The organism is Bacillus sp. AFS017336 (assembly GCF_002555445.1).
Classification (GTDB): domain Bacteria; phylum Bacillota; class Bacilli; order Bacillales; family Bacillaceae_G; genus Gottfriedia.
Genome location: NZ_NUCO01000034.1, coordinates 23176 through 35325, shown reverse-complemented (window position 1 = coordinate 35325; position 12150 = coordinate 23176). Strand labels below are relative to the sequence as shown.

Annotated in this window: 16 protein-coding genes; all 16 read right to left on the bottom strand. The window is 32.0% G+C overall.

Features of this window, described 5'->3' with window-relative positions; translation table 11 throughout:
* Nucleotides 1-12: 12 nt before the first annotated feature.
* On the bottom strand, nucleotides 13-366 hold the full coding sequence (locus CN601_RS19360; protein WP_098172024.1) for a hypothetical protein: 354 nt from the start codon (nucleotides 364-366) through the stop codon (nucleotides 13-15).
* Nucleotides 367-869: 503 nt separating this feature from the next.
* Complete coding sequence (locus tag CN601_RS19355) at nucleotides 870-1631, bottom strand: SDR family oxidoreductase (protein ID WP_098172023.1); 762 nt, start codon at nucleotides 1629-1631, stop codon at nucleotides 870-872.
* A 36-nt stretch (nucleotides 1632-1667) separates the two neighbouring features.
* Nucleotides 1668-2042 carry a MerR family transcriptional regulator gene (locus tag CN601_RS19350; RefSeq protein ID WP_098117398.1) on the bottom strand — a complete coding sequence of 125 codons (375 nt, stop codon included), beginning with the start codon at nucleotides 2040-2042 and terminating at the stop codon, nucleotides 1668-1670.
* 190 nt (nucleotides 2043-2232) lie between these two features.
* Nucleotides 2233-3024 (bottom strand): GNAT family N-acetyltransferase, encoded by a 792-nt coding sequence (locus CN601_RS19345; RefSeq protein ID WP_098172022.1) that lies wholly within the window; start codon nucleotides 3022-3024, stop codon nucleotides 2233-2235.
* A gap of 151 nt (nucleotides 3025-3175) precedes the next feature.
* Entirely contained in the window at nucleotides 3176-3586 is a 411-nt protein-coding gene (locus tag CN601_RS19340; RefSeq protein ID WP_098172021.1) for a DUF4288 domain-containing protein, read from the bottom strand.
* Nucleotides 3587-3702: 116 nt separating this feature from the next.
* Nucleotides 3703-4173 (bottom strand): DinB family protein, encoded by a 471-nt coding sequence (locus tag CN601_RS19335; protein ID WP_098172020.1) that lies wholly within the window; start codon nucleotides 4171-4173, stop codon nucleotides 3703-3705.
* Nucleotides 4174-4381: 208 nt separating this feature from the next.
* Nucleotides 4382-4582: a hypothetical protein gene (locus CN601_RS19330; RefSeq protein ID WP_098172019.1), complete on the bottom strand. Its 201-nt coding sequence runs from the start codon at nucleotides 4580-4582 to the stop codon at nucleotides 4382-4384.
* A 159-nt stretch (nucleotides 4583-4741) separates the two neighbouring features.
* Entirely contained in the window at nucleotides 4742-5563 is an 822-nt protein-coding gene (gene hisJ, locus CN601_RS19325; RefSeq protein ID WP_098172018.1) for a histidinol-phosphatase HisJ, read from the bottom strand.
* Nucleotides 5560-6201, bottom strand: a complete 642-nt coding sequence (gene hisIE / locus CN601_RS19320) for a bifunctional phosphoribosyl-AMP cyclohydrolase/phosphoribosyl-ATP diphosphatase HisIE (protein ID WP_098172017.1) — start codon at nucleotides 6199-6201, stop codon at nucleotides 5560-5562. Before hisIE ends, hisJ begins: the two co-directional genes overlap by 4 nt.
* 11 nt (nucleotides 6202-6212) lie before the next feature.
* Entirely contained in the window at nucleotides 6213-6971 is a 759-nt protein-coding gene (gene hisF, locus CN601_RS19315; RefSeq protein ID WP_098117405.1) for an imidazole glycerol phosphate synthase subunit HisF, read from the bottom strand.
* Nucleotides 6941-7672, bottom strand: a complete 732-nt coding sequence (gene hisA / locus CN601_RS19310; protein WP_098172016.1) for a 1-(5-phosphoribosyl)-5-[(5-phosphoribosylamino)methylideneamino]imidazole-4-carboxamide isomerase — start codon at nucleotides 7670-7672, stop codon at nucleotides 6941-6943. The genes hisF and hisA overlap by 31 nt, the downstream gene beginning before the upstream one ends.
* Nucleotides 7650-8273 carry an imidazole glycerol phosphate synthase subunit HisH gene (hisH, locus tag CN601_RS19305; RefSeq protein ID WP_098172015.1) on the bottom strand — a complete coding sequence of 208 codons (624 nt, stop codon included), beginning with the start codon at nucleotides 8271-8273 and terminating at the stop codon, nucleotides 7650-7652. Before hisH ends, hisA begins: the two co-directional genes overlap by 23 nt.
* Complete coding sequence (gene hisB, locus CN601_RS19300) at nucleotides 8274-8852, bottom strand: imidazoleglycerol-phosphate dehydratase HisB (protein ID WP_098172014.1); 579 nt, start codon at nucleotides 8850-8852, stop codon at nucleotides 8274-8276.
* Entirely contained in the window at nucleotides 8849-10135 is a 1287-nt protein-coding gene (hisD, locus tag CN601_RS19295; RefSeq protein WP_373604992.1) for a histidinol dehydrogenase, read from the bottom strand. The genes hisB and hisD overlap by 4 nt, the downstream gene beginning before the upstream one ends.
* Nucleotides 10116-10763 (bottom strand): ATP phosphoribosyltransferase, encoded by a 648-nt coding sequence (gene hisG / locus CN601_RS19290; protein WP_098172013.1) that lies wholly within the window; start codon nucleotides 10761-10763, stop codon nucleotides 10116-10118. The genes hisD and hisG overlap by 20 nt, the downstream gene beginning before the upstream one ends.
* Entirely contained in the window at nucleotides 10760-11677 is a 918-nt protein-coding gene (locus tag CN601_RS19285) for an ATP phosphoribosyltransferase regulatory subunit (protein WP_098172012.1), read from the bottom strand. Before CN601_RS19285 ends, hisG begins: the two co-directional genes overlap by 4 nt.
* Nucleotides 11678-12150 lie beyond the last annotated feature (473 nt).

Sequence of the window (12150 nt, the reverse complement as noted above, 5' to 3'; positions counted from 1 at the left end):
GGTAATCTCGTTTTACTCGTTAAAGTTCACTAACGAACCAATTAAAGCCCCTATTCCAGCAAACAGTACTGTTGATGAGCCTTTTAGAAATGAATTTTCAAAAAATGCAATATTTAATACTCCATTATAAAGAAAAATAAATAAGAAGCAGATGACAATAAAATACCATTTTGAAGTAAAGCTACGACTCAACCCATGTTCTTTCATCTTCTTTTTAAACAAATGTTGCGTGTAGTAAAAGAAAACAAAAAACAGAGCCACTATAACTGACACGATACCAATCGGAAATTCCATTTTTATAATTGCATAAATTATCATAAAAATAATTCCGGTAGTTACTAATTCAATCACTTCATACCTATTCATAAATACTCCTTCTTACCCATTAGTTTTCTATCTGTTACTTTTACAACGGTAGTTGAATTACACATTCATTAATTTAGTAATTTCAGCATATACGTATTTTGCCAAGCAGATAGGTTCTTTCTGATAATCGATTAAATCCTTACAAACAACGATTTCGCCAGTTTGTGGCATGTTTGTTTTTGTGTTACTAATACAGCATCTAATGGTTATAGGTATTTTTTACGAGTCAATTAAATTACTCTGATTGATTTAAAAGTAGTTTAGAAAATTATACCTACACACAGGTGATTTGTAACTTAGACGAATTTCCCATTTTCCATTGAAATTTGATTATCCTTAAGCATTTAAACTACCATTATGTTACATAAAAAGCCCTATAACAAAACGACAAAAAAGACAAATTCGAATTAACGAACTTGCCCTTTTATTAATTAATTTTTTCTCCAGATTTAAGTTTCCAATTAAAATAAACTTAACTTAAAATTTTTTGAGTTTAAAGATGATTATAAAATCGTATTTTTCAACGCATTGTACATATTTTCCACGTGCTCATCGACTTTGTCGCGTGACATACGTAGTCTTTCAACGGAAGATCCATATCCAATTTCTTGTTTGCCATCTTCTAATCCTTTAAAAATTCCATCTGCGAATTCATCTAAAGGTTCGCCATGAGTATGCAATCCTGCCCCGCCTAAATCTGTATTAACTGCAGGAGGAGCGATTTCAATTACTTCTACAGTTGAATCAGTTAGTTGGTGTCTCAAGCCAACTGTAAATGAGTGGAGTGCAGCTTTTGTTGCCGAATAAATTGGAGCAATTGCCAAAGGAGTAAATGCTAATCCAGATGTAACATTAATAATAGCCGCTTCTTGTTTTGTAGCAAAAAATGGAGCAAACAGCATGGAAAGGTGAATTGGAGCTTCAATATTTGTTGTGATTTCATTATTGAAATATTTCCAATCATTTTTCGCATCTGCTTTTAAGACATTAAAACGTTGTTGAATCCCTGCATTATTTACTAATACATTCACTTCTGGATAGTTATTTGTTACCCAATCAAACAATAAAGCGCGGTCTGATTCAGTGCTTAAATCACTTACATGAGTAATAAGCTCTGGGAATTTTTCTTTTGCATCTTTAAGAACATTTTCACGTCGACCTATAATAATAACTTTATTTTCTAATTTTAAAAAGCGTTCTGCAATAGCCAATCCAATACCAGTACTTCCCCCTGTAATAAGGATTGTATTTCCTGTAAGTTTCATTTTATTTCCTCTTTTCCTTACGTTTTTAAAAGGAACTTATCCCTTTTCTTGTTCAGTACGTTTTAGATAACGATTAATTTTCAAATCAATACCCTCTAATGATTTTGTCATTAACGAAATTTCTTCTAGTACTGCCTGCTTATGATTTTTCATCATTTCAAGTCGTAATTCAGTCGTTTGATCACCTACCACTACCCAATCGATATATTGCTTTATACTACTTATAGACATGTGCGTATTCTTTAAACAAATCACTGTTTCAAGAAGTAACATTTGATTTTCTGAGAACAGCCGTCTACCTGCATGATCACGTTCAATTAGTGGCAGTAAGCCCTTTTTTTCATAATATCGTAATGTAGATTCTGTAATATTAAATTTTGCTGCCGCTTCACTAATTGAACAATATTTCATAAGTTGACCTCCAAAATGTTACTTTCATCGTCGACTTGATTATCATACGACTTAAACCATAGTTTAAGTCAACAAAAGAAATAAATTGTTTATCGCTCATGAAAATCGTTTTTTTAGTATTAAGCAAATTTCTAAGTAGGTAATATGATGCTTACCGATTAACAGAGAAATAAAAAAAATGAACTTATAATTATTTATATGTATACATCATCCAAAATCCAATATCTTCAAACCCAATTCGCTTATAGATTGCACCCGCTTGAGGGTTATCATAGAACAAACACAATTCTTTCCCTTCTTGTAAAAGGGTATTACAAAGCTTGAGCATACACTTTGTTGCATATCCCTTTTTCTTATAGCTTTCTAACGTTGCTACTCCTACAACCATTGCTGACAAAGTATTTTCCGCTGCAGTTGATGCACTTGATACCATTTTTCCATCTTCCTTTATAAAAAATGAACGTGAAGTACCATCAGTCAATGTTCTACGTTTTCGTTCCACTGAAATGATCGAATCACTAAATTCAGGAACAGATGTCAATAATTCTACAAGTTCTTCTGCATCTTTGGATGATGCTTGATGCACATTTAAAAATTCACTTTGATTAGTTGAAATCAATCTTTTACACTTGGCGTAATATGTTTGTCTTTTTGTTTTAAGCTCTTTAGTTAAGTATGGCTCAATTTTTCCAGTAATCTCTTTGAGACCAGACATATACTTAAAGTCAGGATCATTCGAAATAATCTCAGCAAATTCTTTTGCATTAAATGAATCCGCTGCAAATGGGATATAGTTTTCTTGATATTTTAACAATATAGCTACTAATTCTCCATGATCGTTAAACTCTCCCCAAACCTTTTGAAATTCTTGGTCATATCCATAAGCTTCTATGTCACCAATAATAAATAAGTTTTCAGCGCTTCTAGACTTTAATAAGTTAAAACAAACCTCATGATCACTCTGATTAAGTCTTCTTATCATTGTTTTTCTCCCCCTACATAGTAAAAACAAACAAAAAATATTTTCATCATTTTACAGTAAAACGAACATATTGAAAAGGGAAAAGTTAGTATTTTCGAAACTTTTAAAAAACATTAAAATCTTGCATATCATCTTTATGATTACTAGCCTATTAATTTTTTTCCTTCACTACTTCTGGATAATATTGAAAAATAAGTTCTTCTTTCGATAAATCCTTTGGCACTCTTATAAAGCGTGAATACAACTCAGTTCCCGTTTGAAGTTTTTTATCAAATAATTCAAAGCAATCTAGGATTTCAATGAATTTCCATTCTACTGTTTCACCAAATTGATTCAAGTATTCAGTTTCATTTTTTAAAGCTTCTTTTTCACCAATTAAATAGGCTTGTTCCACAGTAGGAGCCTTTATTAGAAGAATGGTTTCCTCAAATGTATTAAGATCATCGATTTCATAATTTATTTTTTCTGGTGTAGGATTTCCAGATATTTTACATTCATATAATACTTTTACTGCAAACCATTCCCATTCTTGTGTCACTTTTTTTCGTAATCTTTTCTTCATTTTCTCTCTCCTAATTTATTAAAGTTTATCTATAGAGTATTATCATGTTTTATACAAAAAAAAGACAACATTTAGCTGCCTTTATAGTCTATTAATATTAAAATTTCACTTTATATTCATCGATGAGAAGGCCACGATCCTTGCATTTTTCTAATTTGAATAATTTGACCTGTATGATAGGCTTCATGAAGAAGTATATCCATTAGCTTCGTTGTGAAAGAATCTCTATTTAGTTCTTCATCCGTAATATTATTTAATCGTTGTCTTAAACTTAATTGGGCATTTTCCAAACGTTCAAATACTTTTTCCCATTCGTTTTTATGATTAGACTGTTCAGTAAAGTTAAAGGTTTCATCACCATCTAGTTTTTTTGTCCATTCTCTACCTTCTAAGTTTGCTACTAACCTCTCTTTATAATAAAGCAGATGATTAACGTTTTCCCAGATTGATTTCGTTGCTTCTCCAGTAGGTTTCCAGTTAGCTTGTTCAGCACTAATTCCTTCGATTGAATCTTTTAATGGAGCAAACCAACTTTCCTGATCATACGTTTTGTCTAATACATTTAAAATTAATTCTTTTCGATTCAAAATCTACTCCTCCTTAAACTCGATTAATTTAAGAAAATTACTTCTGTAAAGTCACTTTAACCACTGTTAATTTATTCAACATAGAGTAGCCTTTTCCTTTTCTTATCTCGATTTTATAAAGATATTTGTATTTTGTATCAACTTTTTCTTTAAATATAAAAAAGAACCAAAACGATGACTCTTTTCATGACTATTCAAAACATTAGTTCTAATATAGATCTATAAATTCAAAAATGAATAAAACTAAAAAAAGAGCAGACACCAAACCAATTTTTTGAATCTTGGTTCTTTTTCGAAACCATTTCCATCTATTATTCTCTTCGTTAACATTTCCAAATTGAAAATACATCAAATAATCAATTGTACTCAACAATAAAGCCCCTAAAATAATCCATAAAATATGTGACATTTAATTTCTCCCTTAATATAAATAGTTTCTAACTCTTACTTAATTATACTTCAACGATTATTACTTGTAATTTGGGGGAATTTCATGGTTTTTCAAAAAAAAACACTTCTACAAATATAAAAAAGACGATAAATTCATCAATTTATCGTCAGAACAAGATCATTTAATAGTTGAAGAATAAACCTCATATCCTCTTCCAATATCTTTTACACTATGAGAATCCGAACCATACATAAATGAGATATTTAATGAATTTGCAATTTCAACTACGTGTTTTGGTGGATAGGTTTCACCACAATATTCTTTAAATAGTCCCGCTGTATTATAGTCTAAAATATAGTTTTTTTCTTTTACTAGTTTTAATACTTCAATTTGTTTATTTATTATTTTTTCGGTATCTTCACACTTTAAAAATTGCATAAACTTATTACATAAAGTCATATGTCCGATTCGTGTTGGTTTAAGTGGGCCTAAATCATCTAAAATCGATTGTTTCACAGTATCGTAGTAAGCAAGTTGAAACGCTTCTACACTACCATAGTAATTTACTAAGCCACTCAGTGTGTCTTCAGCTTTATAATCTATACAATGCCAACCATCTTTCCCTTCCAAATAATGAACAGATAATAGACCCGTATCACAATATTTACCGTATTCTTTTAAAAATTGTTTAAACCATACCGATTCGCTAGGTAAATAATCGTATTCAAAGCCGATTTTGATTCGAATTCGATCTTTGTATTGATCTCTTACTTTATTCATTTCCTTAATATAATCGTCTACATCATTTTCAGACATTGAAAGTGATGCAACTGCTTCATCTGGCTTTAAAACATTTTGAAATGATGACGGTATTGGAGTATGCTCGGTGATATGGTATTCATCGAAACCAAGTTCAATAGCTTTCTCAATCATTAATTGTACATCGTCTCCACTTCCGTGTGGACAATATTGTGTATGAGTGTGTCCATCAATCTTCAAGATTTTACTTTCTCCTTTCTGTTGATTAAACTATTGTTTATTTCTTCAAGTTTTATTCCCTTTTCTACCATTAAGACCATTGTGTGATAGACAAGATCACTAATCTCATAAATTAATTCCTCTGTTCCCTCATTTTTAGCTCCGATGATCACTTCACTTGTTTCTTCACCTATTTTTTTCAATATCTTATCAATTCCTTGATTAAATAAATATGTAGTGTAAGATCCTTCAATTGGATTCTTTTTTCGATCAAGAATTGTTTCATAGAGATTTGGTAAATAAGATGGCACTTCATTTTTTACATCATTCTCTTCATTTAATGATAATTTTTCTGAAAAACAACTATAGTTTCCTGTGTGGCATGCAACGCCTACTTGCTCAACTTGCAGTAAAATTGAATCTTGGTCGCAGTCATACGATACTGATTTTACATATTGTAAGTTCCCTGACGTTTCACCTTTTTTCCATATTTCTTGGCGACTCCTACTATAAAAGGTTGCAAATCCTGTTTCAATTGTGAGATTAATTGATTCATAATTCATATACGCTAGCATTAATACTTCCTTTGTATCTACATCTTGAACGATTGCTGGTACTAATCCTTGTTCATTAAATCGAATCTTTTCTATATCAAACATGTTTGCTCCTCCTATAGTCGAACTGGAATATTTTTTTCATTTAAATAATTTTTCAAGTCGTTAATTTCGATTTCTCCAAAATGGAAGACTGAGGCAGCTAATACACCATCCACATTTGCGTATTCAATCGCGTCGTAAAAATGTTCTAATTTACCCGCTCCTCCAGATGCGATCACGGGTACATTCACTGCATTTGTCACTTTTTGAAGCAATCCGATATCAAATCCTCTTTTCATACCATCTTCATCAATACTATTTAGAACAATTTCACCCGCTCCGAGTTCTACACCCTTCTTAGCCCATTCAATCGCGTCCCACTCTGTTTCTTTGCGCCCGCCATTTATAAACACTTTATATTGACCATCACTATTTAACTTTGCATCAATTGAAAGGACAACACATTGTGAACCAAAGCGTTCTGAAGCTTCTTTGATTAAATTCGGATTTACGATTGCAGCAGAATTAACGGATACTTTATCTGCACCATTTCTTAAAAGTTTAGTAAAATCCTCTATTGAGCGAACCCCACCACCAACGCTAAAAGGAATGCGTAATTCTTTTGCTACCTCTGAAACAAATTGCAATGATATATCTCTTTCTTCATTTGATGCTGTAATATCATAAAATACTAATTCATCAGCACCATTTTCACTATAATATTTTCCAAGTTTAGTAGGTGAATCAACATCTTGAATGCTTGAAAATTGTTTTCCTTTTACGACACGTCCATTTCGAACATCTAAGCACGGTATAATTCTTCTTGCAAGCATTTAAGTGCCTCCTCTACAGTAAATTTTCCTTCATACAATGCTTTACCAGAGATCGCACCATAAATATTTAATTGACTAAGTGTTTCAAGATCATTTAACGTACTTACTCCACCTGAAGCAATTATGTTTAAATTCGTTTCTTCAGCTAATCTTTTATATGCTTCAATATTTGGTCCACTTAACATGCCATCCTTTGATATGTCAGTGTATACGACTGTTTTCACACCTAGTAGTTCTAACTGCTTGCAAAATTCAAAGCTGTCTTGATTAGTAGACTCTTCCCAACCATTTATTGCGACATAACTATTTTTTGCATCTACGCCTACAATGATTCGATCTCCGTATGTAGAGATAGCTTGTTCTAATAGCTGTCTATCTTTCATCGCAGCTGTTCCTAAAATAACACGTTCAACTCCTAGTTCTAACCAGAACGAAATTGATTCAAGCGATCTGATTCCTCCACCAATCTGAATTTTCAACTTCGTATTTTGAACGATTTCTTTTATAATTGAAGCATTTTTTCGTTCACCAGTTCTTGCTCCATCTAAATCAACTATATGTAATACTTTTGCGCCAAACTTTTCAAATTCTAACGCAACCTCTAAAGGTGAATTTTGATAGATTACTTGTTTATTAAAATCTCCTTGCTCAAGGCGAACACAATTACCATCCTTTAAATCAATTGCTGGATATAGAATCATATAAACACAACTCCTTAAATGCTTTTAATAGATTAAGACCTGTTTCTGCGCTTTTTTCAGGATGAAATTGCATACCGTAAATATTACCGGATTTAATGATTGCTGGTATTTTGACCCCATATTCAGAGTAAGCTAGCAGTTCATTATTTGAAGAACTAACATAAAATGAGTGTACAAAATAGACATACTCACCTTCATTTACATACTTAACAAATGATTCTTCTTTCGTAAAATTTAATTTATTCCAACCCATATGGGGCACTTTTACAATATCCGGAATTTGTTTGACTTGGCCTTGAATTAGGCCAAGACCATTCGTTCCTAAGTTTTCTTCACTAAATTCATATAGTAATTGCATTCCTAAGCAAATCCCTAAAATCGGCGTACCACTTTTTGCTTTAGACTTTATTATCTCTATTAGACTAAGACGTTCTAATTCAATCATCGCCGCTTCATATGCGCCAACCCCTGGAAGAATGATAGATGATGCTTGCTTTATCACTTCAATTTCATTACTGATCATTACTGGAAAACCAATTTCTTCACACGCTCTTTTTAAAGAGTCCAAATTACCTACACCATAATCAATAATAATATTCACTTATAACATTCCTTTCGTGGAAGGTAACTTAGACGAGGTCACTTCTACCGCTTGTTTAACTGCTCTACCGAACGCTTTAAATAAAGCTTCAATTTTGTGATGATCATTTTCCCCATATAAAACTTCCATATGGCAATTCATTCTAGCTTCAGAGCTCAGTGCCTTAAAAAATTCTTTGAAGTTTTGAGTATCAATCATTCCAATTCGCTCTCTTACTGTTCGATCATTATAAACAAGATATGGTCTATTACTAAAATCGACTACTACTCTTGCTAATGTCTCATCCATTGGAATATAGCAAGAGCCGTAACGATTAATGCCAATTTTTTCTCCTAATGCATCTACCAATGCCTTACCTAAAGCAATTCCAACATCTTCTGTTGTGTGATGATCATCAACTTCCAGATCACCTTCACAAAATACATCTAAATCGATTCCGCTATGGAATGAAAATAAAGTTAGCATATGGTCTAAAAATCCAATGCCAGTCTGAATATTACTTTCCCCATCACCATCTAAGTTTAATGTTAAACTAATTTTTGTTTCTTTTGTTTGTCTTGAAATTATTGCAGTTCTCACTTTGAATCCTCCTCAAATCGGATACTAATTGCTTTACCATGTCCAAAAAGACCTTCTTCTTCTGCTATCACTTCAATATGTTTTCTTGCTTCATTTAAAGCTTTCTTATTGTAATAAACGACCGATGTTTTCTTTTGAAAATCATTTACATTTAAAGGTGATGTAAATCTTGCAGTTCCACTTGTTGGTAAAGTATGATTCGTACCAGCAAAATAATCGCCAACTGGCTCAGGCGTGTAGTCACCTAAAAAAATAGCACCAGCGTTTTTAATATGATGAACGATTGATTCCGGGTTTTTGATCATGATTTCAAGATGTTCAGGAGCTAACTTATTAACTAGCTCAATTCCTTCTTCAATTGTTTTAACAACTAGTATTGCTCCATACTGTTCGAATGAACTTTTAATAATTTCTTTTCTTGGTTGTTCTTCTAATAAATTTGGTATTTGTTGCTGAATTTTTAGAGCAAACTCTTCTGAATTTGTAATGACAATACTAGATGCCATTTCATCATGCTCTGCTTGCGCCATTAAATCGGCAGCAATAAATCTTGGATTAGCTGTTTCATCTGCTAAAATAACAACTTCTGTTGGACCTGCGACCATATCAATTCCAACTATTCCTGAAACACTTTTCTTAGCAAGTGCAACATAAAGATTTCCAGGACCAACTATTTTGTCTACCTTTTCAATTGTTTCCGTTCCATATGCTAGTGCACCAATTGCTTGTGCTCCACCAACTTTATAGACTTTTGAAACACCAGCTAATTTCGCAGCTACTAGAATTGAAGGCTTGATTTTCCCTTCTTTATTTGGAGGAGTTATAATGACAATCTCTTTTACCCCTGCTATTTTTGCGGGAATTACATTCATTAAAACAGTAGAAGGATATGCCGCTTTACCTGCTGGAATGTACACGCCAACTCTTTCAATTGGATGAATTAATTGTTGTACATATGAATTTTTATCGTTTATTTTATAGCCATCTTGAAGTTGTTTTTCATGGTATCTTTCTATGTTCTTCTTAGCTTCAGCTAATGCAGTAACTAGTTTTTCATCAGTTTGTTCTAACGCTTCATTAAATTCTTCTTCACTTACTTCAAAGTCTTTTAGTTTGACTTCGTCGTAAATTAAAGAATATTGACGTACAGCTTCATCACCATTTTCTTTCACATTTAATAAAATTTTTTCTACGCTTTTCGTAGTCTCAACAGTAGGTAAATTAGTTCGGTTTATAATACTTTCAAGTTTATCGCTTTTTTGATTAATCGATAATATTTCCAGCATATACATTCTTTCCCTTCTTTATTTTTTCGAGAAACTCGGTAATTCGTAAGTGGTTAAATCTGTAACTTACACGATTTGAAATGACTCTAGCACTAATCGGAATCATTTCTTCTAAGATCACTAATCCATTCGCTTTTAAAGTACTCCCAGTTTCAACTAAATCAACTATGATATCTGACATTCCTACAATGGGTGCTAATTCAACTGACCCATTTAAGTAAATTAATTCTATATTTTGCCTAAACTGAAAATATTTTGAAGTAATATTTGGATACTTTGTTGCGATTCTTAAAGTTTCTTCACCTCGATCGAGTAGTGTTCCTGGAAAACCAGCTGCTGCAAAGACGCATTTTCCAAGTTCTAAATCCATTAGTTCATATACATCCTTCTCTTGTTCTAGCAAAATATCCTTTCCAACAAAACCAAGATCACAAACTCCTCGTTCTACATAAGTAGCAACATCTACTGGTTTAACTACTAAATATTTAATTTTATGTAATTCGTCTTCAAATATTAGCTTTCTAGTTTTAGAATCAATCACTTTTTGAAACCCTGCTTGATTTAATATATTTATAACCTCATCTTCAAGTCTTCCTTTTGCAACTGCAACGGTTAGCCAACTCATTGTTCATCCCTCATTTGACATGTTATCCAAGCGTTAGTATTAATCGAAAAGCCAATTGCATCAATTTCGTTTTCCGAATCTTCAGACACTAGAAGATAGCGCCCACCACTTAAAACCTCTTTATTTAGCTGATCATAATATCCTTTAAAAACAATGCCGTCATAATAATCAAATTCATTTACGATTGATAAATCAATCAGTATATTTGGGCTAATATCTTGAAACTTGATTAACTTTTCAACAGCAATTTCCATTTCTTCGTTCAAGATTAAGCTTCTCAGTACTGAATGAAGTTTTTCTCCCTTACCTTGCAAACTAAATAATTGTTTGAAAACATTTCTAGCTTGTGACGGAAGATCGATTGACTGAATAAATCGTTCTAACTCATCTATGTTTTTTAAATAAATTAGCTTTTTCAATTTTGTTTTTTGAGATTTTGTAAAGTTACATTCTTTAAATAATCCTTCAATAAAACCTGTATGGCCAATTTCTAAAATAAATGGAACATTACTTAGTAAATCAATTGCCATAATAACTACTTCAATTTCTGATGCTTCTGTAATTTGACCTAAATTTTCAATACCGAACTGCTTAATTTCATCAATTTCTACACCATTATTTCGATAAATTGTTGATTGATAAAATACTTTGCACTTCTCATCTTTTTGTGCAATCGGATAAATTTCTTTCATCAATGTACTAGTTATATCAGGCCTTAACAATAAAATTTGTTGCAGGCGAGTTAAAACGACAACTAAGTCTTCTTTTGCTAATCTTGGGTTTCGACTAGAAAATGAATCATACTCTTCAAATAGCTGTGGATGAAACGGGATATATCCCCGCTCTAGTGCATAATCTTCCATTTTTCTTTTATATCGATAATTAATTAAGGACTGCTTTAATTTCTGATCCAATCGAAATAACTCCCTTCTAGAAAAATAAAAAGGCCATACAGGTTAATGCCTGTATGGCCTTCTGGCACGACACAAGCACCTTCTTCGATACACGAATAGGGCTTGCATCTATGGTCAATTTTTGTCCATAGATTCAAACCCTGGGTGGATGATGATGTTGTAGCCCATTATTCGTGCGTGCAAAAAACATGTTCATGTCTCCTTTTTAAGTTTTATTTTTATTCATCTTAATGAATTTGGTATAAGTTGTCAATCCCTTTTGAATAATAATTTTTTTGGAAGGGTTTACATTACAAATTTTTAATTTTTGAATCTATTATACTAAAATGTATTTTCCCATACATTTTTCCTAATAATGAAGGATCATTTGATTATATCATTGAACTTTAAAACAAATTCGATTATTATCTAATTAGATAGATGTTTAATTAGTTAGTTTTATATATTGCCCTCTTGACTCTATTATTTTTTTG

Bases quoted from the DNA above. Each gene is read 5' to 3' on its own strand.
- CN601_RS19360 (WP_098172024.1), bottom strand. From the start codon at position 366: ATGAATAGGTATGAAGTGATTGAATTAGTAACTACCGGAATTATTTTT.
- CN601_RS19355 (WP_098172023.1), bottom strand. From the start codon at position 1,631: ATGAAACTTACAGGAAATACAATCCTTATTACAGGGGGAAGTACTGGT.
- CN601_RS19350 (WP_098117398.1), bottom strand. From the start codon at position 2,042: ATGAAATATTGTTCAATTAGTGAAGCGGCAGCAAAATTTAATATTACA.
- CN601_RS19345 (WP_098172022.1), bottom strand. From the start codon at position 3,024: ATGATAAGAAGACTTAATCAGAGTGATCATGAGGTTTGTTTTAACTTA.
- CN601_RS19340 (WP_098172021.1), bottom strand. From the start codon at position 3,586: ATGAAGAAAAGATTACGAAAAAAAGTGACACAAGAATGGGAATGGTTT.
- CN601_RS19330 (WP_098172019.1), bottom strand. From the start codon at position 4,582: ATGTCACATATTTTATGGATTATTTTAGGGGCTTTATTGTTGAGTACA.
- hisIE (WP_098172017.1), bottom strand. From the start codon at position 6,201: ATGTTTGATATAGAAAAGATTCGATTTAATGAACAAGGATTAGTACCA.
- hisF (WP_098117405.1), bottom strand. From the start codon at position 6,971: ATGCTTGCAAGAAGAATTATACCGTGCTTAGATGTTCGAAATGGACGT.
- hisA (WP_098172016.1), bottom strand. From the start codon at position 7,672: ATGATTCTATATCCAGCAATTGATTTAAAGGATGGTAATTGTGTTCGC.
- hisG (WP_098172013.1), bottom strand. From the start codon at position 10,763: ATGAGTTGGCTAACCGTTGCAGTTGCAAAAGGAAGACTTGAAGATGAG.